Origin of the sequence: Simiduia aestuariiviva, from assembly GCF_014192475.1 — a bacterium.
Classification (GTDB): Bacteria; Pseudomonadota; Gammaproteobacteria; order Pseudomonadales; family Cellvibrionaceae; genus Simiduia; species Simiduia aestuariiviva.
Genome location: NZ_JACHXZ010000001.1, coordinates 318,806 through 338,296, shown reverse-complemented (window position 1 = coordinate 338,296; position 19,491 = coordinate 318,806). Strand labels below are relative to the sequence as shown.

The 19,491-nt window shown below is 55.8% G+C and carries 18 protein-coding genes; 11 read left to right on the top strand and 7 right to left on the bottom strand.

Features of this window, described 5'->3' with window-relative positions:
• Positions 1-38: 38 nt before the first annotated feature.
• The 5 genes from FHS30_RS01645 (at position 39) to FHS30_RS01625 (ending at position 3,403) form a co-directional block, all read left to right on the top strand.
• Complete coding sequence (locus FHS30_RS01645) at positions 39-407, top strand: PilZ domain-containing protein (RefSeq protein WP_183907654.1); 369 nt, start codon at positions 39-41, stop codon at positions 405-407.
• A gap of 113 nt (positions 408-520) precedes the next feature.
• Positions 521-907: a PilZ domain-containing protein gene (locus FHS30_RS01640; RefSeq protein ID WP_183907652.1), complete on the top strand. Its 387-nt coding sequence runs from the start codon at positions 521-523 to the stop codon at positions 905-907.
• A 60-nt stretch (positions 908-967) separates the two neighbouring features.
• Positions 968-1,726 carry a molybdate ABC transporter substrate-binding protein gene (gene modA / locus FHS30_RS01635; RefSeq protein ID WP_183907650.1) on the top strand — a complete coding sequence of 253 codons (759 nt, stop codon included), beginning with the start codon at positions 968-970 and terminating at the stop codon, positions 1,724-1,726.
• Positions 1,713-2,378, top strand: coding sequence for a molybdate ABC transporter permease subunit (modB, locus tag FHS30_RS01630; protein WP_183907647.1), 666 nt, complete (start codon positions 1,713-1,715; stop codon positions 2,376-2,378). The genes modA and modB overlap by 14 nt, the downstream gene beginning before the upstream one ends.
• Complete coding sequence (locus tag FHS30_RS01625; protein WP_183907645.1) at positions 2,375-3,403, top strand: ATP-binding cassette domain-containing protein; 1,029 nt, start codon at positions 2,375-2,377, stop codon at positions 3,401-3,403. Before modB ends, FHS30_RS01625 begins: the two co-directional genes overlap by 4 nt.
• Positions 3,404-3,444: 41 nt before the next feature.
• Here the strand turns inward: FHS30_RS01625 and FHS30_RS01620 are convergent, their stop codons facing one another.
• Positions 3,445-4,239, bottom strand: a complete 795-nt coding sequence (locus tag FHS30_RS01620) for a substrate-binding periplasmic protein (protein WP_183907643.1) — start codon at positions 4,237-4,239, stop codon at positions 3,445-3,447.
• 214 nt (positions 4,240-4,453) lie between these two features.
• Here FHS30_RS01620 and FHS30_RS01615 point away from each other — a divergent pair, with 214 nt between their 5' ends.
• Together FHS30_RS01615 and FHS30_RS01610 are read left to right on the top strand one after the other, a co-directional pair.
• Positions 4,454-5,395, top strand: a complete 942-nt coding sequence (locus tag FHS30_RS01615) for a substrate-binding periplasmic protein (RefSeq protein WP_183907641.1) — start codon at positions 4,454-4,456, stop codon at positions 5,393-5,395.
• Positions 5,396-5,537: 142 nt separating this feature from the next.
• Entirely contained in the window at positions 5,538-6,539 is a 1,002-nt protein-coding gene (locus FHS30_RS01610; RefSeq protein WP_183907639.1) for a HEAT repeat domain-containing protein, read from the top strand.
• 147 nt (positions 6,540-6,686) lie between these two features.
• Here the strand turns inward: FHS30_RS01610 and FHS30_RS01605 are convergent, their stop codons facing one another.
• The 3 genes from FHS30_RS01605 to thiI form a co-directional block, all read right to left on the bottom strand.
• The gene (locus FHS30_RS01605) at positions 6,687-8,024 is read right to left on the bottom strand and encodes an RsmB/NOP family class I SAM-dependent RNA methyltransferase (protein ID WP_183907637.1); all 1,338 of its coding nucleotides are present in this window, start codon (positions 8,022-8,024) and stop codon (positions 6,687-6,689) included.
• A gap of 98 nt (positions 8,025-8,122) precedes the next feature.
• Entirely contained in the window at positions 8,123-9,931 is a 1,809-nt protein-coding gene (gene typA / locus FHS30_RS01600; RefSeq protein ID WP_183907635.1) for a translational GTPase TypA, read from the bottom strand.
• Between the two features lie 260 nt (positions 9,932-10,191).
• Positions 10,192-11,676, bottom strand: a complete 1,485-nt coding sequence (gene thiI, locus FHS30_RS01595) for a tRNA uracil 4-sulfurtransferase ThiI (RefSeq protein WP_183907633.1) — start codon at positions 11,674-11,676, stop codon at positions 10,192-10,194.
• A 385-nt stretch (positions 11,677-12,061) separates the two neighbouring features.
• Between thiI and glnA the strand changes: the two genes are divergently transcribed.
• The 4 genes from glnA (at position 12,062) to glnG (ending at position 16,829) form a co-directional block, all read left to right on the top strand.
• Positions 12,062-13,465, top strand: a complete 1,404-nt coding sequence (gene glnA / locus FHS30_RS01590; RefSeq protein WP_183907631.1) for a glutamate--ammonia ligase — start codon at positions 12,062-12,064, stop codon at positions 13,463-13,465.
• Positions 13,466-13,595: 130 nt separating this feature from the next.
• Entirely contained in the window at positions 13,596-14,126 is a 531-nt protein-coding gene (locus FHS30_RS01585) for a DUF4124 domain-containing protein (RefSeq protein WP_183907629.1), read from the top strand.
• Between the two features lie 206 nt (positions 14,127-14,332).
• Positions 14,333-15,409 carry a nitrogen regulation protein NR(II) gene (glnL, locus tag FHS30_RS01580; RefSeq protein WP_183907627.1) on the top strand — a complete coding sequence of 359 codons (1,077 nt, stop codon included), beginning with the start codon at positions 14,333-14,335 and terminating at the stop codon, positions 15,407-15,409.
• Complete coding sequence (gene glnG / locus FHS30_RS01575) at positions 15,396-16,829, top strand: nitrogen regulation protein NR(I) (RefSeq protein ID WP_183907625.1); 1,434 nt, start codon at positions 15,396-15,398, stop codon at positions 16,827-16,829. The genes glnL and glnG overlap by 14 nt, the downstream gene beginning before the upstream one ends.
• Positions 16,830-16,906: 77 nt before the next feature.
• Here glnG and FHS30_RS01570 read toward each other — a convergent pair whose 3' ends face one another.
• The 3 genes from FHS30_RS01570 to FHS30_RS01560 form a co-directional block, all read right to left on the bottom strand.
• Entirely contained in the window at positions 16,907-17,404 is a 498-nt protein-coding gene (locus FHS30_RS01570) for a hypothetical protein (RefSeq protein WP_183907623.1), read from the bottom strand.
• Positions 17,405-17,798: 394 nt separating this feature from the next.
• A complete protein-coding gene (locus tag FHS30_RS01565; protein ID WP_183907621.1) occupies positions 17,799-18,872 on the bottom strand; it encodes an MJ1255/VC2487 family glycosyltransferase in 1,074 nt (357 codons plus the stop codon).
• Between the two features lie 17 nt (positions 18,873-18,889).
• Complete coding sequence (locus FHS30_RS01560) at positions 18,890-19,444, bottom strand: phosphatase PAP2 family protein (RefSeq protein WP_183907619.1); 555 nt, start codon at positions 19,442-19,444, stop codon at positions 18,890-18,892.
• Between the last annotated feature and the right edge of the window lie 47 nt (positions 19,445-19,491).

Below are 19,491 nucleotides of genomic sequence, written 5' to 3'. Positions count from 1 at the left end.
ACTGGTTAGAGACCTATGACCCATTTGTGGGAGGCCCTGTGACTGATCCGCAAGACCGACGGAACTTTGCCCGCGTCGCCTTCAGTGGCGCAGTCACGCTGCGCCAAGGCGAACAGGTTTGGCTGGGTACCGTGGCTGACATCTCGCTCAAGGGCGCGCTGGTGTGTTTGCCAACGCCCTGTTCATTGGATGGCCAAACACCCATTCAGCTGACGCTGACCCTCACGGACGACATCGTCATCGATATGACCGTCGGCCTTTGCCATCGACAGGGCGACATGATTGGCGTCGCCTGTCAGCAAATCGACGTGGAAAGCATGGCGCACTTGCGGCGCATTATTGAGCTAAATACCGGCGACCCCATCGCCGCCGAACGCGAATTGCACCGGCTCGGTCAGCCCGTTTAAACAACCCTTGGCGAACGGCATCAACAGCACTATAGTACTAAGAAGGTCTTTATCGACCCATCATGGAAGCGCCAGGGCTATCCCCAGACGGCGAAGTACGAAAGGAAAGCAGTATGACCCTAACACCCTCAGAAGAGCGTGAACGCCGATATTTCCCCCGGGTTAATTACCGGGCCTATGCGACGCTCACCACCACCAAAAAGAAATTCGACGTGCACATTGTGGACGTCTCCTTTAACGGTGCATTAGCAGCTTTGGTGCGGCCGCACGACCTGACTCCCGGCGAGGAGATTATCCTCACCATCGAAGCCAGTGACGACAACCTGATTAAGATGCAGGGCAAGCTCGCGCACCAGCGCGACCACATGCTCGGCATTGAGTGCCGCGCCCTCGGTATCGACAACCAGAGCCGCTTGCGCGAACTGCTAAAAACCGAATCTGAGCGCGCCAATGAGCGATCGGTCACCACTATGATGGATGACCACGAACGACGGCAGTAAATCGCTCGCGGTGGATTTTTGCTAAGATGCCGGCTCTATCACCGGCTGGAGAACTCCCGCTTGCGCAGTCTCTGTTTTGTTTGGGCGCTCTTTTGGAACAGCTTGCTACTGGCCGATGCCACCCCGCTGCGGGTGGCTGTAGCCAGCAATTTCAGCCCCGCGCTGAACGAGCTAATACCCGACTTCAATGCCCAGCACCCCGACATCGAACTGCTGGTTAGCACCGGCGCCTCTGGCCAACTGTTCGCCCAGATTACCCAAGGCGCGCCGTTTGATGTCTATCTCGCAGCCAATGGCGCTTACCCACAACAACTGCACGCCCAAGGCCTGGCCGCGGCCCCCGTCACCTACGCGCACGGCCGCCTGCTACTGATAAGCCGGCACGCAGATCCGGACTGGCTCACCGTGCTCGGCAACACGCAGCGCTTGGCCATCGCCAACCCCAAGCTGGCCCCCTACGGCGCTGCCGCCCAATCGTTAATCGCGCGCGCAACCCGTGAAAAGTCAGCCTTTAACGGTCGCATTCTGACGGCCAACGCCGTGGCCCAAGTACAGCATTGGTTTGCTGCCGGCCATGTGGACAGCGCCTTTGCCGCCGCCTCTATGCAACCTGTCGATGCCGATTACCCGCAGCTGGATGTGACCCACCTACTCGCCGCCCCCATCATCCAACAACTTGCCGTGCTGCATCGCACTCGCCACGCTGAAGCCGCCGACGCACTGGTGCAGTTTCTGCAAAGCCGCGCGACTCAGGCCCAACTACAACGGTTGGGTTATGCGGCCCTCACACCAAAAGAGGCGCAACATGCTCAGCGCTAGCGCCTGGCAAGCCGTGGGGCTAACGCTGCAGCTAGCGGCCGTGACCACGCTGCTGCTTATGCTGCTCGCCGCGCCCTTGGCATGGTGGCTACACCACTCCCGCAGCCTAGGCGCCCGCATTATCGAGGTGTGTGTTGCGCTGCCGCTGGTGTTGCCGCCCACCGTCATTGGCTTCTATCTCTTGCTGGCCTTTTCACCCAATCACTGGTTTGGCGCCCAATGGCTTAGCGCGACCGGTCAACCGCTAGCCTTCAGTTTTAGTGGATTGGTGATCGGCTCCATGATCTATTCGCTGCCCTTTGTGGTGCAGCCATTGCAGACCGCCTTCGCCCAACTCGACCACAAATTGCTCGACATGGCGCGCGTGCAAGGGCTCTCTCTTTGGGGGCGCGGTAAACACATCATCTTGCCGCTATGTGCGCGCGGCTTTATCGGCGCCGCGGTGCTTGGCTTTGCCCACACGCTGGGAGAGTTTGGCGTGGTACTCATGATTGGCGGCAATCTGCCCGGCGAAACACAGGTGGCCTCTATTGCCATTTTCGACGCCGTTGAAGGCCTGAATTACGGCGAGGCGCACCGCCTGTCGCTGGTGATGCTTGCCATCGCAGTGCTCGCCATTGCACCGCTGTATCTGCGCCGGAGTCGCCCATGAGTTGGCGCATTCAACTTACGGGCCCCCGCTGCCAGCACAGCTTGGCACTGCCAACGCAGGGTATCACTGTGGTATTTGGCCATTCGGGCAGCGGCAAAACCAGCTTGTTACTCGCCCTCGCCGGCTTGGCGCCATCGCCCGGTGAAATTTATTTTAATGATCAATGCTGGCAAGCCGAAGATCGCTTTATGACACCGGCGCAACGCCACTTGGCCATGGCATTTCAAGAGCCGCGACTGCTGCCTCACCTCAGCGCGGAGCACAATATCCGCCTGGGGCCGCACCTTATTGACCAGCAAAACTTTCAACACTGGGTGAGCCATTTAGGTTTGGCCCCGCTGTTAAAAAAGCGCGCCAGTCAACTCTCAGGCGGCGAGCAGCAGCGGGTGTCGTTGGCGCGGGCGCTTTTAAAGCCTAGCCAAGCGCTGCTGCTCGACGAGCCCTTCACGGGGCTCGACCGCAAACGCCGGCACCAACTGATGCCCGCGCTCAAAATTGCCGCCAAAGCAAAACCCATTGTGATCGTCACCCACGAGTTAGAGGAGCTGCTGGCGCTTGCCGATTACCTGGTGCTCGTCGATCACAGCGGATCGGTGAGTGGCCCCATCACCGAGCGACTCAACCACCCACTCATCACCCAACAGCGCGGGCACGTGGTCAGCATTTTACGCGCACAACCCGCGCCGGCATCGAGCAGTTGTGGGCTACAAAATTTCGATATCGGCAGTGGGCTGCAATTGCGCATTGCCACCGATCACACGCCCAGCGCGCCCTATATCGCCGTCGACGCGCGCGACGTCAGCCTGACCCTGTCGCGCGCCCAAGACACCAGCATTCTCAATATCTTGCCAGTTACCGTAACCGCTATCGATCCATCAATCCAAGGGGTGCAACAGGTGCACTTGCGGATGGGCGAGCAATCACTGGTGGCGCAGTTATCTAGCCACTCCGTTGCGCACTTGCAATTAACGGTGGGGATGAATGTGTTTGCACAGGTAAAAGGAACGGTGTTTGTTGGGCGATAGCTGCCGAGTAAAACGTTTCCTCACGATTGGCGCACGTTAAATTAATCCATTAATGCGGCGCTACAGGGCAGCGAATTGCTCGCGTGCAAACCGTGCTGTTTTTTTAACTCATCCACGCGCGCGCCGTTGCTCACCAAAAACGCATCAAATTTCTGAAGGATTTCCGGGTGTTTAATGGTCGACAGATGGTAATGGCCAGAAACAATTGGCGCACTGCAGTTAAATTGGATCTTCTCTTCAATGCGCAATTGTAACGACACCTGCCGTGCCACCGTCTGTTCGACATAGGCGGCGTCGATGCGCCCCTGAACAAGGGCCCGGAGCATATCGTCTGGGCCATTGAAATAGAGTACTTGCTCAACGAGCAGTAGATTACTTGAAAGCAACTCCGCAGGAGTGATACCCCGAATCGAACCCAGCATATTGACCTTAGCTAGATCGACGTCCTCGCCCCGTCGACTTAACAGGACATTGGCATATGCGATCACCGGACGACTGTAGCTAATCACAGGGTCTGTAGCACTGTTGACCACCCACGTTGGATTGTCGGGAAATTTAAAGCCGATGCGGGCCTCGTCAAAAAGCAACCGATACAACCGGTTGATGGGCAATGGCTCATATTCAAATTGCACGCGGGCCTCGCGTTCAAAATCGGCCAACAAAGCGCCCATAAAGCCTGTCATAACACCGTTGCGATGGCCAAACAACGGCGCATATTGCAGATTCTCAAAGCCAACAACAAACGCGCGCTCGGGCGCCCCGACTGCAACAGGACTGGCCAAGGCAGCGGAAATACCAAGCACCGAAAAGCAATAGGTGAAAATGCGAAGACTCAAATCAGTCCCTCTGACATTGGCCATTGACTGGCCGGAGAATATTAAGGATAGCAAACGTGCTTATAACCAGAGGGCACAATGACACCCCGCGGTAAATCGAAATAGCGCTGTCACGGTTATAGAGTAGTGGTCACATCACCCCGCCAGACTGCTGACTGCTGACTGCTGCTAAACTTACCCGACAGAAATCGCTCCCACAATGCGCAAGGACATCATGACCCAATTACGCACCCTATTCTGGCGGCTTATTTTGATTTCACTTCTGCCGTTCACCGCAGCGCAGGGCGAATCTACCGATGACGCTCGCGCGCTTGTGGTGACCATCCCGCAACAACTGCACAGCAACTCAGCGCAATCCAATTACTTCCACACGTTGCTACAAGATGCGCTCAATCACAGCAAGTCAGACAGTGAAGAAATTCGCGTACAACAAATCGATCGCTACTTATCACAGGGGCGTATGCTGCGCGAATTGAACACGGGTAACTCGCTCGATGTGGTGTGGACCATGACCTCTGTGGAGCGCGAACAAAACATGCTCCCTATCAGGATTCCACTGCTTAAAGGATTGCTCGGACATCGCGTCTTTCTGATTCGCGCCGATCGCCAAGCCACGTTTTCAAACATTCACCACCCCGACCAACTGCGCCAACTCATGGCGGGCCAGGGCTCACACTGGCCCGACACCGGCGTGCTGCAGGCGAATGGATTTCCGGTGATGGGCACAACTAAATTCGAACAGCTATTTACCATGCTCAAAAATGGCCGCTTCGATTACTTTCCCCGCGGGCTGAATGAGGCATGGGTAGAACTTGCGCTGCACCCGCACAAACAACTCGCCGTGGAAACGACACTGATGCTGTCCTACCCCGCACCCATGTACTTTTTTGTGCGCAATGGCAACACGGCAATGGCGGCGCGCATCGAATCAGGCTTGAACGCCATGATCGACGATGGCTGCTTCGACAAATTGTTCAATAGCCACCCCACCACGGGCAAAGCCATCGAGCGCGCCCAACCCCACACCCGCCGGGTATTCCGTTTGGAAAATCCCGCGCTGCCTGAAAAAACACCCTTAGATGTTCCGCATTACTGGCTAGATTTTAGTCACCCGACGACGACAGATGGTGACCCCCGCGCCGAAACACACCACTAGCGATACAACGCGGTACCACACTATAGAAAAATATAATCTATTTATTGGTAGCCCCATATCACTCTGAAAATAATTTGTGCACAACCGCTTTGCACTTGATACCATCTGCCTTCCTCACAAATAATCACAACAAGGAATCGAGATGTTTAGCCATATCTTCAATGGAAATACGCTGAAATTTACTGCCCTTGCGGGGCTTATAGGCCTGTCCCAGGCTTGTACTATTGCACCCTTTCAAACGGAAATTGATAGCCCTGAGCCATCCAAGGCGGCGTTTGTGTCCGAGGACACCGACACTGCCACAGCGCTTGGCTATAGCCATCAGTTGCCTGAGCAAAAGGTACACGCCAAGGGCGCGATACTGAATTACATTTATCAGCAAAACAAACAACCCATTGATACACCCGAATTTTTTAAAGCAGCGCTCAGCAACGAACTTACCGCGCGCGCACTGCCCGTTGAGCTGGCCGATCAAGGCGCGGGCCAATTGGCGCTCTTGCAATACGACACCATCGTGCATCGCAACAATGGGTTTTCACCGCTTGTAATGATCGCGCTCGCAAAATTGGATTTAACAGCCAACGACAAGCGCTATCGCATTGGGGCGATGATCAAGCGTGCAAAAGTGCCAATCTGGACACTCACCGAAGAGCCGTTGGTGGAAGCCACCATCAACCAACCACAGGAATTGTTGGTTAAAGAGGTGGCCGCAAAAATCAATTTGGCGTTGTTTAACAATAAATTGCCGGACGCACAGGTAGCCGCACTGGTGCAAAGCATCAAGACCAACTTAAACACCGATGAAGATAGTGCCTATCAAGATGTGTATGAACTGGGTTACTCCAACAACCCTGCCGCGCTGCCCGCACTGAGAGAATTTAGCCAGCACAGCGCTGAGTACATTCGCTTAGCGGCAATTTCCGGCATGGGCATGATTGGTAAAAATGCAGTATTGGAAGAACTTAAGTCGCTCTACGCATCGGGTCGCCAATGGCAAGATCGCGCCGTTGCTTTGAAGGCAATTGGCGACATTCAGTCGGAGGAATCCACTGCGTTTTTGATGCAAGAACGTGAAAAGTGGAAAGGTCAGCACTCGCTAGAAGCGAGCTGGAACAAGCAGATTCTAGCCATCTACCTCGATTAAGCATTCAAAAGACCCGCGCCCCAGCTCATCTGGGGCGCGTTTCACTCGATTGCGGTGAGTTCATTTTGATAGTTTACTCGGTATCAATTTGCCAAACCTGACACCGATGCCCACATAACCACAAGGCTAGCACTGTAATTTCAACACCTATTCTGCGCGCACCATTACCGCGACAAACATCGTATCCGCATCTTCAGACGGACAACCTAACAAACGCTGTGACACCAAGCTGAAGCCATTGTGCTGCGCTAAAAACCACGCCACTTGCGCCTCGTTTTCTGCCACATCCCACGAGCAGGTGGCGTACACCAAATGACCACCCGCGCGCACCGCAGGTGCCGCCTGCGTCAAAATTTGTTGCTGAATGGCAACCAGCTCACGGGAATCGGTAGCAGAGAAGCGCCAGCGCGCATCGGGATTGCGCCGCCAAGTACCGGCCGACGTGCAGGGCGCATCTACCAGCACCCAATCAAAACCCTGTTGGCGCGCCACCTCTTGCGGCAACTTCAAGGGCGCCTTGGCATCCCAGGTGAAACTGCGAATATTAGAAATTTCAGCGCGTTTAGCGCGGCGCTTGAGCTCCGTTAATTTGTGCTCGTGTAAATCCGTGGCGTAGAGAGATCCCTTGTTGTGCATGCGCGCAGCAATGGCCAGTGATTTTCCACCCGCGCCGGCGCAGGCATCCCACACTTTTTGGCCGGGTTGAACGCCTACTGCGGCAGCAATTTGCTGACTGGCGAGATCTTGAATTTCCAACTGGCCACGTTTATAGGGCAAAGTGGCCTGCACGCCGCGACCGCCCAAGGCGCACAGGTGCTCGCCCACAATTTTGGCGTTGACGTCATCGGCCTGCAGCTGTGCGCACACCGCCTGCAGATCTTGATTCGGCAACAGGCGCAGCCAGAGCGGCGGGGTTTGGGTTTGGCGCGTGATGAAATGGGCGCGGTCGCGGTCGGACCAACCACTGGCGGCGGCGCGCTGGTCGAGCAAGCTGCGCCAACTTGGGCGCAAGCCATGCCACAGCAGCTGTAGTGGACTGCCGGCCACCACGGCGCCAGACAGCGAGCCAAAACAGTGCCGACGCCCCTGCCATTCAAACTGATGGTAGGCGCGCCCGTTGGGCAACTTACCCTCAACGCGCAGGCTCAGCCAACCCCAAAAAACCGTGGGGTCCATGGGCGCTAACTGCTGTGGCTGCCACTGGGCATCCCATGCGTGCCAGTCGATGGGGGCGTCATCCTCCTGCTCAAAAGCACACTCGCACGCCGCCACTAATTGCTGAAAGCGCAGGGCTTCAATCATCGCCAGCGCGAGGCTTGCGCGCTCGGTTTTGGCATCCTCAAAACGCAAATGCAATTTCGGCAGCTGATACTTCAACCATTTATCGAGGGCTTGGCCTGGGGGCGCTTTTTGCCACTCTTGCCACACCTCGATTAAGCGCGGGTCAGAAAAGTTTGGGGCGGAGGCTTTTTGAGTTTGTTTCATTTTTGGGGCCAGCTTAGGGAGCAGTCGCTCAGTGTAGGCTATGGGTGAGGCGGACATAAAAAAACCGGCCGCAGCCGGTTTTTTAAAACAGCCTAGAATTACTTCTTGGCGCGCTTACGCTCGTTTTCGGTGAGCAATTTTTTGCGCAGACGAATGCTTTGTGGCGTAACTTCCACCAGCTCGTCGTCTTCAATAAATTCCAGCGCCTGCTCCAAGGTGTGCTTGATGGGCGGCGACAATGTCAACGCATCGTCAGTACCGGAGGCGCGCACGTTGGTGAGCTGCTTGGCCTTAGTGGGGTTAACCACCAAGTCATTACCGCGGCTGTGCAAACCGATAATCTGGCCTTCATACACTTCTACCGCTGAGCCCAAGAACAAACGACCGCGATCCTGTAAGGGGTGCAGGCCATAGGCCAAGGTCTTGCCCTTAACCATGGAGATCAACACACCGTTAATACGCTTGGCCACTTCGCCGTCTTTTACCGGGCCGTAGTGATCAAAGATGCTGGTCATGATGCCGGAGCCCGAGGTCAGCGTCAGGAACAAACCACGGAAGCCGATCAAACCGCGCGAAGGCACGATAAATTCCAGCTTTACCCGGCCCTTGCCGTCGGGCTCCATGTTTGTCATTTCAGCTTTGCGCAAGCCCAGCTCTTCCATGATGGAACCCTGGTGCTGCTCTTCGACGTCGATCACCACTTGCTCGAAGGGCTCGTGAATTACGCCGTCAACTTCTTTGCGAATAACTTCTGGGCGCGACACGCCTAGCTCAAAGCCTTCGCGACGCATGTTTTCGATCAGTACCGACAAGTGCAGTTCACCGCGACCCGACACAATAAACTTGTCTGGGGTATCGCCCTGCTGAACGCGCAGTGCCACGTTGTGAATCAGCTCTTGGTCCAAGCGGTCTTTGATATTGCGCGAGGTAACGAACTTGCCTTCTTTACCGGCGAAGGGTGAATCGTTCACCTGGAACGTCATGCTCACGGTGGGCTCATCAACCATCAACGCGGGCAGCGCTTCAACGTTTTGCGGGTCGCACAAGGTGTCGGAAATGTTCAAGCCTTCGATACCGGTGACGCACACGATATCGCCGGCGAACGCTTCGGTTTCTTCAACGCGCTCAAGGCCCAAGTAACCCATTACCTGCAGCACTTTACCTTTGCGAGATTTACCTTCGTGATCCACAACCACCACTTGCTGGTTGGGCTTTACGCTGCCGCGCTTGATGCGGCCAACACCGATAACACCCACGTAGGAGTTGTAATCGAGTGCAGAAATTTGCATTTGGAAGGGGCCGTCGCGGTCCACTTCTGGCGGATTCACCTTATCTACAATCAATTGGAACAGGGGCGTCATGTCTTCTGCCATGTCGTCCAATTCCATGCCGGCGATGCCGTTCAGGGCAGAGGCATAGATGACGGGGAAATCCAGCTGCTCATCGGTGGCACCCAAGCGGTCGAACAGGTCGAACACCTGATCCATTACCCAGTCCGGACGCGCGCCAGGGCGGTCAACCTTGTTGATGACAACGATGGGGTTCAAACCCTTTTCGAACGCCTTCGAGGTCACGAAGCGCGTTTGCGGCATGGGGCCATCGACGGCGTCAACCAGCAAGCACACGCAGTCGACCATCGACAGTACGCGCTCTACTTCACCGCCGAAGTCGGCGTGACCGGGGGTATCCACGATGTTGATGTGGTAGCCGTTCCACTCGATGGCGGTGTTCTTGGCCAGAATGGTAATACCGCGCTCACGCTCCTGATCATTGGAGTCCATGATGCGCTCGGTGCCCACATTCTTGCGATCGAGGGTGCCGGACTGGCTCAGCAGCTTGTCCACAAGGGTTGTTTTGCCATGGTCAACGTGGGCGATGATGGCAATATTGCGTAATTTCTCGATCACAACAGGAATCTCTTAAAAAAAAGGGGTACTTAAAGGTACGATAAAATAAAGCCTCTGCCACTTAAGCGACAGAATAAAGGGCGCGCATTATACCGGTGTCAGTGCTCAATAAACAGACAAATTACGGCAAAAGTCGGATTCATTTGCCCCTATCGGCGATGGAATTGGCTGGCGCTGCCGGCTCTGGCGAGCTAGCAACCGCCTGCAGCACCACCCCCAAAGCGCAATAAACGCAAACTTGGGCTGGTGCAGGGCCAACGCTAGCCTTTCAATTCACAGCCCGCAGCTGCGGGGTCGGGCCGATAAACGCCAACATTGTCGTGACCCGCGTCCTTCAGGTGCTCGGCGTGCAACTGGCTCATGACGCCCTTATCGCAATACAGCAAATATTGGCGGCTCGCATCGAGCTCGGCAAAGCGGTTATTCAAGCTGTAGAAGGGGATTTTTTGCACTTCTACGTTAGCCAGGCGCAGGGGCCGCAGCTCCTCTTCATTGGGGTGGCGAATATCCACCACCACCGCCTGCTGTGGATCGGAAACCTGATCGACACTCACCACTGTCTGCTCTAAATCGGCCACCACGTCCGCAATAAATTGCGTGCGCCGCTCGGCAATGGCGGCATCCAAGGTATCGAAATTGAACTTGCTTTCGGCGTGCAATACGCGATCCATTTTTGCGCGGGTGGTGGGTTTCACGGAGATAACCCCACAGTATTCCGGCATGGAGGCCGCGAAATCTTCGGTGCCGATGGCGCGCGAGATATTGATAATATCGCCCTTGTCCATCACTACCAGCGGCCGCAACACGAGCGTGTCGGTCACCGCATCGATGGCCGCCAAGTTGGGCAGCGTTTGGCTCGACACCTGCGCCACCGCCTCGCCCGTCACCAGCGCCTGCAAATCCAACTCTGCCGCTACTCGGCTCGCCGCGCGCAACATCATGCGCTTGAGCACCACCCCCATGTAGCTGTTGTCGACGTTCTGCAGAATCTCACTCACCACGCCCTCAAAGGGCACGGTGACGAACTTGACCTGGTGCGACGAGCCAAACTTATTCCACAGATAAAAGGCCACCTCTTTAACGCCCAGCTCGTGCGCCTTGCCACCCAAGTTAAAGAAGCAATAGTGGGTGCGGATACCGCGCTTGATCATCAAGTAGCTGGCCACGGTGGAGTCGAAACCACCGGATATCAATGACAACACACCCTCTTGCGAGCCGAGCGGAAAGCCACCCAAGCCCGGCGTTTGCTCTTCGACCACATAGAGGGTGTCGGCGCGAATCTCGAGCTTCACGGTCACATCGGGCTGCTTCAAGCTCACGCCCTTGGCCTCGGTGTGCTGGTTCAAGCCACCGCCCACGTACCTTTCCACGTCGATGGAGGAAAATTCGTGATTACCCGTGCGCTTTACCCGCACGCAAAAGGTTTTACCTGCCAGTTTAGGCCCCCAAATGGGCAAGGTTTTTTGAAAGATGTCATCCATGTCACCCAAGGGGTAGGCCTGTACCCGCACAAAGTTGGCGATCCCCGGTGTGCGTGCCAATACGTCGGCCACTCGGGCCCACAGCAGCTGATCGCCCGAGTCACAGGTCACTTCAATTTTTTCCCAATCCCGCACGACGGCGATGGATTTGTCTACCTGCGCCAATTGCACGCGCAGATTATCGCGCAGCTGTTTGATGAAGCGCTTGCGCACTGGCGGGCTTTTGATGGTGATTTCTGGGAATAACTTGATGACAAAATGCATGTTTGATTTCTCCTCGAGCACTTCGGCTCCGCGCCACCCAGCATGGTGGTGGCTAGACTTTCGTCGATTGTAAAAGGGCGCGCATTATACATGCTCATTCTGTGAGCGTCTCACGCCCGAATTGACCTATAATGGTGCACGCAAAGCTCACCAGCACCATGGTGGTGCACCATTATTGCGCCAGCGACGCACACCACTGGCGCACAGCGTGTATTGACGGCTTTTTTGGGATATTTCGATTTGGCATATATTTTGCCCTTACTCGACTAACCTTCATTGGCGTCCCGTGTTCGATGGGCTCCCATGGCCGCGCACGCAGGAAGGACACAATGAACTTACTCAATGAATACACATTGTTAACCGGTCTGACTACTCGGAGGCATCCATGTCAAAAACTTTAGACCTGATCAAAGAACACGAAGCCAAATGGGTTGATCTGCGTTTTACCGACACCAAAGGTAAAGAGCAGCACGTATCTTACCCAGCCAGCACTATCAGCGAGTCTTTCTTTGAAGAGGGTCGCATGTTTGATGGCTCCTCCATCTCCGGCTGGAAAGGCATTAACGAATCCGACATGATCCTGATGCCCGATGACGACGCCTCGGTCATGGACCCCTTCACTGAAGAGCCCACCGTTATCGTGCGCTGCAACATTGTTGAACCCTCAACTATGCAAGGCTACGACCGCGATCCGCGCTCGATCGCCAAGCGCGCCGAAGACTTCCTGACCTCTACCGGTCTGGGCGACAAGGCCCTGTTCGGCCCAGAGCCCGAGTTCTTCATCTTCGACAGCGTGCAATTTAACTCTGGCATGGGCGGTTCTTTTTACAAGATCAACTCTGAAGAAGCGGCCTGGTCTTCGGGCGACGATTTCGATGGCGCCAACACTGGCCACCGTCCACGCGTGAAAGGCGGCTACTTCCCCGTGCCACCACTGGACAGCCTGCACGACATTCGCGGCGCCATGTGTAACGCCATGGAAGCCATGGGCCTGGAAATTGAAATTCACCACCACGAAGTGGCCACTGCTGGCCAGTGTGAAATTGGCGTTGGCGCCAACACCCTGGTGAAGAAGGCTGACGAAGTGCAGATCCTGAAGTACTGCGTACACAACGTGGCGCACGCCTACGGCAAAACCGCCACCTTCATGCCCAAGCCCCTGATCGGCGACAACGGTTCCGGCATGCACGTGCACCAGTCCTTCTCAAAAGACGGCGTCAACCAGTTCGCCGGCGACAGCTATGCGGGCCTGTCTGAAACCGCACTCTTCTACGTGGGCGGGATCATTAAACACGCGCGCGCACTGAACGCCTTCTGTAACGCCTCTACCAACTCTTACAAGCGCTTGGTTCCCGGCTTCGAAGCACCGGTCATGCTGGCCTACTCGGCCCGCAACCGCTCGGCTTCTATCCGTATTCCTTTCGTACAGAGTGCCAAGGCCAAGCGTATTGAAACCCGCTTCCCAGACCCGACTGCCAACCCCTACTTGTGCTTTGCCGCTCTGCTGATGGCCGGTATTGACGGTATCCAGAACAAGATTCACCCAGGTGAAGCAGCGTCTAAGGATCTGTACGACCTGCCACCGGAAGAGGAAGCGGAAATCCCAACCGTGTGTTCAAGCCTTGAGCAGGCGCTGGACGCACTGGATGCAGACCGCGAGTTCCTGACCCGCGGCGGCGTATTCTCCGACGACTTCATCGACTCTTATATCGAGCTGAAGAAGGGTGACATTCAGAAGATCAACATGACCCCACACCCCGTAGAATTCGAACTCTACTACTCGGTGTAACTGCACACCGCCCCTCGCGGGGCGACTGATGCCACTGAAACGCCCGCTGGGAAACTTGCGGGCGTTTTCTTTGTCTAATCCCATGCCGCCGTGGTTTATACTCGGCCGACCAACCACGCGAGGAGCGCGCATGAAATTCTTAATCAGCTTGGTATTGAGCCTACTGCTGTGCAGTGCAGCCCACGCCCAAATTTATAAAACTACCGACGAAAATGGTCGGGTGATCTTCACCGATACCCCGAGCGATAAAGCCGAATCCGTCGAGTTGCGCGAAACCAATGTAGCGCCCAGCATTAGCGGCCATTCGGAGGGCGATGCCGGCGCACTGCCCAAGCGCCCAGCCATCAAGGCAGCGCAATCCGCCTATGAACTGTTCATCACCAGCCCCGCGCCCAATACCCATTTAACCCCCGGCGACCGCAGCCTGACCGTGAGCTTCGAGGCCAGCCGGGCGCTGAAGCCTGGCTTGCGCTACCAAGTCCTGTCCAATGGCGAACCGCTGGGCAGGAGCGGTACGGAAACCTCCATTACCGTCAATGAGATTCATCGCGGCGAACACCAAATCAGCGTGATCGTGTTTGACCAAAACCAAGCAGTGCTGGCTGAATCCCCGCCAGTGACAGTATTCGTGCAGCGGGCCAAAGTTAAGCAGCCCAATTAGCCCGGCCCAGCAAAGCTCGCCCAGCCTAGGCCCCAACAACACCCCAATCCTCACATCGCGCACCATAATGGTGCGCGATGCCGTTATGGGCTAGTCTATACGCCTCACTTTGGTGACCATTCCATTGGCTATTGCCCCGTAAACGCCCAATTTCAAGTTGGTTTGGTTTTTGCAGTGCAGTGCTTACACGCCTTAGGGGTATTGCAGTGACGAAGTCCGAATTATCTTTTAAAACCCTGCTCGACAGCCTAAACACCGCGGTGGTGGTGGCCGACGCCAACCTGCGCATCCAGCACATCAACCCTGCCGCGGAAATGCTGTTGGCGGTGAGCGGTGAGCGGGTCGTGGGCGAGCAGATGGTCAACTTCGTACACGAGTCCGAGGCGGCCCTGCAGGACCTGCAGGAAGCCATCAACGAGCAACATCAATTCACCCGGCGCCGGGCCGAGTGGACCTTGGGCAATGGCACTCACCTCACCGTGGATTACTCGGTAACGCCCATTAGCCAGCCCCATGGCCTGCTCATCGAAATTCAGCCCCTCGATCGCCTGCTGCGCATTTCCCGCGAAGAGGCCTTGCTATCGGCGCAAGACACCAGTCGCAATTTGGTGCGCGGCATGGCCCACGAAATTAAAAATCCACTCGGCGGTATTCGCGGTGCAGCGCAATTGCTGGCGCGCGAATTGGACGACGGCAACCTCAAGGAATACACCCAGGTGATCATCGAGGAGGCCGACCGGCTGCGCAACTTAGTGGACCGCATGCTGGGCCCACGCCAGCCGCCCAACTTTGCGCCCATCAACATCCATCAGGTGCTCGAACGGGTGTGCGTGCTGGTCGATGCTGAGAGCGGTGGACAGGTCACCATTACCCGCGACTACGACCCGAGCATCCCCGATCTGGGCGGCGACGCCGAGCAATTGGTGCAGGCCACCCTGAACGTGGTGCGCAATGCCATGCAAGCGCTACAGGAAAATAACGTTGAGGAAGGCCACATCGCGCTGCGCACCCGCGTTCAACGCCAGTTCACCATCGGCCGCTTTCACTACGGCTTGGTGTGCCGCATCGACATTATCGACAACGGCCCCGGCATTCCCAAAGAGCTCATCGAAGATATTTTCTATCCCATGATTTCCGGCCGTGCAGAGGGCACGGGCCTAGGCTTGGCCATCTCCCAGCAACTCATCAACCAGCACCACGGCTTAATCGAGTGCGAGAGCTGGCCAGGTCAAACTCAATTTACCCTATACATCCCTATGGAACAGCCCAATGCAAAAGACTAACCGCGTTTGGATCATCGACGATGACCGTTCGATTCGCTGGGTGCTGGAAAAATCCCTACAGCAGGCGGGCCTAGAAACCCGCAGCTTTGAGTCGGGTGACGGCGTGCTGGCCAATCTAGATCGCGACCAACCCGATGCCATCGTGAGCGACATTCGCATGCCCGGCATTGACGGTCTCGCGCTACTGCAACAAATTCACGACAGCCACCCCGCCGTGCCGGTGATCATCATGACCGCGCACTCCGACCTAGACAGCGCAGTGCAGGCCTACCAAGGGGGCGCCTTTGAATATTTGCCCAAGCCTTTCGATGTCGATGAAGCGGTTGCCGTAACCAAGCGCGCGCTGGCGCATGCGCAAGAGCAAAAGGCACAGGCACCCGCGCCCGAAAACAGTGACGAAAGCACTGAGATCATCGGCGAAGCGCCCGCCATGCAGGAAGTGTTTCGCGCCATTGGCCGGCTGTCGCAATCCAATATCACGGTGCTCATTAACGGCGAGTCCGGCACGGGCAAAGAACTTGTGGCGCGCGCACTGCATCGCCACAGCCCCCGCAAGCAGTCGCCGTTTATTGCATTGAATATGGCCGCCATTCCCAAAGACCTCATTGAGTCTGAGCTATTCGGGCACGAAAAAGGCGCCTTCACCGGTGCGGGAGGGCAACGCCAAGGTCGCTTTGAGCAAGCCAATGGTGGCACACTGTTTTTAGATGAAATCGGTGACATGCCCGCCGATACACAAACACGCTTACTGCGCGTGTTAGCCGACGGAGAATTTTATCGCGTGGGCGGCCACACGCCGGTCAAAGTGAATGTGCGCATCATTGCCGCCACCCACCAAAATCTCGAAAACTTGGTGGCCGAACACCGCTTTCGCGAAGATTTATTTCACCGCTTAAACGTCATTCGCATTCATATTCCTAAGCTCGCCGAACGGCGCGAAGACATTCCCAAGTTAGCGCAATTTTTCTTGCAAAAGGCCGCGCGTGAATTGGGCGTAGAATCAAAGATCCTACAAAAAGATGCAGAGAACCTGTTGTGCAAGCTGCATTGGCCCGGCAATGTGCGCCAGCTGGAAAACACCTGCCGCTGGATCACCGTCATGGCCTCAGGGCGCGAAGTCCAGGTCACCGATCTGCCACCTGAGTTACTCGAAGCGCAGGAAAAAGACACGCCTAACGGGGACTGGGATAAAGCGCTACGCACCTGGGCAGATCAAGCCCTAGCCCGCGGCCAACAAGATATTTTAAGTCAGGCCGTGCCCGCCTTTGAGCGCGCACTCATCGAAACCGCACTCAAACACACCGCCGGTCGCAAGCGCGATGCCGCCAACCTCTTGGGCTGGGGCCGCAACACCCTAACGCGCAAATTAAAAGAACTGGGGATGAACGATGATGGTGACGAGGGGTTAGGTGACGCGTAATCAATTCGAGCAGAAGCGGTGTATCACGAGACACCACGAGCCGCTAAGCGGCTCGTGGTATAGACGAGCAAAAACACTTAGTTCGCATCACCTAAGTAGGCGCCCTTAGTGGGATTCTGGAGCCATTCAGAAATGTCTTTAGCGATGGACTTAGCGCAGCGGCCAACGATAGAACAGGTTCCTTTAAAACCCGCAAACACACCGCCCGTTGAGTAGCGAGTAGCTACAAAATCGCCGATCAAGGTGTCGCCTTCATACAGCTTACCTTCGACAGTCATCGACTTGGCACCCGACCAAGCACCGCCACCGGAGGCATTGGCGCTGACAATTTCCATCTCCAAGCGACGGCCCGTGGCCGACAGGTCGCCGTCAACCAAGCTCACTGACTTGCGCGCAAATTTTGCTAAGAACGCGGGCACTTTGTTTTGCAGTTCGCATTCATCTACAACGGCCTTGCGCACTTGGGCAGTTTCGGCGAAGGCGATGACCTTTTTTACTTGAACAGCGTCACCGGCAAGTGTAGCGCCCGACCAAGCCAGCAATGCGGCCAATGCCGCCATTAATCCTATTTTCATCTTGTGAATTCCTTAAAAAATGAGTGGCAATGATTGAATCGCAAAGAAAGCGATGGAGCATGGTAGCAAACTCTCACCCCCTAAGGGTAATCCGTAGTCCAAAATGCGCACCTCGGCTCATATTCATCACCAACCCCAGAGCCTACAAACATCAGCAAGGGTGTGCGTCGATTCCGTTGGTGATGTTTAACCACTAAAAAATATCGGGCTAAAAACGTTGGACTAAGAAACATTGGACTAGGAAACATTGGATAACCATAAATCAATCGATTGCAACCAGTGGCATAGGGGCGTAGATTTTTTCCCCAAACTGCACCTATTAAAAAAACCAGCACTTACTAACGCACACTAACTAACGCACAATCACTGCGCGCCTAAATCGGTCTCGACGTCGCTAGCTCGCGCGCAGATGGCGCGAAAAATTCACGGCGACCTCAGGTGCAGCACCATCTACCTGTTGCCACAATCGCTCGGCCAGCGTGCAAACGGACTCAGTTCGCCCTGCGACTATCCATCGGGCGATCGCCTGTGCCACATCCGGGTATTTTATTGGCGCTGGCGCTGGTGTTTGCAAAAATTCTGTTAACGCAGCGGGATTGAGATCATGCATCACCGACGCACGCGCCAGCAGCTTCAATGCCCGAGCATTGGAACCCTGTTCAAACTGACCACGCAGGGGCTGCACCAATATTTTTTTACCCAATTGCAACGCCTCTGAGGGCAGTTCAAAGCCGGCCCCGCAAATCACGCCTTCAGCGCGCGCCAAGTCTTCCTTAAAATGCGTGCGCGAATAGGGTTTGACGTGAATATTTGCTTCGCGAAACGGCGATCTAACATCGCTGTAAAACACAAATTTCGCCTGACTAAACTGGCGCAGCAAGCCCATGACTCGCGCCGTGGAGTCGAAGGGTAAATACACCAAATAAGTGCCCGGTTGTGGCGCGCAAAAATGTTGATCCATTTCGATGATGGGCGGCAATATTGGGCAATTAAAATGATCCCAATGCAAACCCAAGGCCGTGCTCGCGGGCGCGAACCCACGCAACAACGCGCGCGCAAAGAAGTTGCCCGACTGTTTTGGTACCGAGTGGCGAAACGCATACTGGTGGCCTACGCCAATGCATTCCCGTTCGCGCAACTTCGCCGCCCACGCGGTGACGGGCTCGAAATCTGTCAGGATCAAATCGTAGTCCTGCACATTGAGGTCGCGCACATCGCGCCAGAAACGAGAGAAGTCGGCCTTTAGCAGCGTGTGCAAAGGGCGCACCCGGCCATCGGCAAGCGCAAATGTGAAACCCTGACGTACCCGGTAGTGACCGAATACCTCCATGCCAAATAATTCGCCGCGCGGCCTGCCGCTAAACAACACATCCACCTCACAACCCAGTCGCCGCAGCCATGGCACCAGTGCCCGCGCACGGGTAATGTGGCCATTGCCGGTGGCTTGTACACCGTAAAGAATACGCATTGTTAAACCTCCGAGTTCTAAAAGGTAAAAACCGCAAAATCACCCATGCTGGGCATACTCACTGCAACCACAAACACACAGGCCAACCCCAGCAGTGCACCCGCCAAAATGTCTCCGGGAAAGTGAACCCCCAGCACCACGCGCGCAGCACCCACAGCGGCCACAAAAGCAGAGAGCAGCAGCACGCTCTCCACGTAAAAAATGCCCAGCAAACCTGCGAATACCGCCGCTGCAGCAGTGTGGCCTGAGGGAAAACTAAACTCATCGGCCGGGACTATGCGGTGCCCGCAATTGAGCTGACGAAAGGGCCGGGCGCGTTTAAATAATCGCTTTAGAAAAACGTAGAGCGGGAGTTCGAGTGCGTAGCTGCACAAACCTGCGAGCAAAAATGCCGAGCCATGGCGCGGCTCTAGAAGCGCCAACAAGAGTCCAACAACGCAATAGGCGGGACCATCGGCCAAGCGCGAAAGATGACGTGCGAATTGCTGCACCAGATTGCGATTGGCGAACCCCGCCACCAGCAAAAATGCGTGGATGTCGGCCTGATTGAGTCGTGAGATTGTCTGCTTCATCATGGTTTCAGTGTCGATACTGACCATGAATGAGATATGACGCGGCG

Coding starts and splice junctions, on each gene's coding strand:
- FHS30_RS01565 (WP_183907621.1), bottom strand. CDS start 18,872: ATGCGTATTCTTTACGGTGTACAAGCCACCGGCAATGGCCACATTACC.
- FHS30_RS01570 (WP_183907623.1), bottom strand. CDS start 17,404: ATGAAAATAGGATTAATGGCGGCATTGGCCGCATTGCTGGCTTGGTCG.
- FHS30_RS01640 (WP_183907652.1), top strand. CDS start 521: ATGACCCTAACACCCTCAGAAGAGCGTGAACGCCGATATTTCCCCCGG.
- glnG (WP_183907625.1), top strand. CDS start 15,396: ATGCAAAAGACTAACCGCGTTTGGATCATCGACGATGACCGTTCGATT.
- FHS30_RS01625 (WP_183907645.1), top strand. CDS start 2,375: ATGAGTTGGCGCATTCAACTTACGGGCCCCCGCTGCCAGCACAGCTTG.
- FHS30_RS01585 (WP_183907629.1), top strand. CDS start 13,596: ATGAAATTCTTAATCAGCTTGGTATTGAGCCTACTGCTGTGCAGTGCA.
- modB (WP_183907647.1), top strand. CDS start 1,713: ATGCTCAGCGCTAGCGCCTGGCAAGCCGTGGGGCTAACGCTGCAGCTA.
- FHS30_RS01615 (WP_183907641.1), top strand. CDS start 4,454: ATGACCCAATTACGCACCCTATTCTGGCGGCTTATTTTGATTTCACTT.
- glnA (WP_183907631.1), top strand. CDS start 12,062: ATGTCAAAAACTTTAGACCTGATCAAAGAACACGAAGCCAAATGGGTT.
- FHS30_RS01560 (WP_183907619.1), bottom strand. CDS start 19,444: ATGAAGCAGACAATCTCACGACTCAATCAGGCCGACATCCACGCATTT.
- thiI (WP_183907633.1), bottom strand. CDS start 11,676: ATGCATTTTGTCATCAAGTTATTCCCAGAAATCACCATCAAAAGCCCG.
- FHS30_RS01605 (WP_183907637.1), bottom strand. CDS start 8,024: ATGAAACAAACTCAAAAAGCCTCCGCCCCAAACTTTTCTGACCCGCGC.
- FHS30_RS01610 (WP_183907639.1), top strand. CDS start 5,538: ATGTTTAGCCATATCTTCAATGGAAATACGCTGAAATTTACTGCCCTT.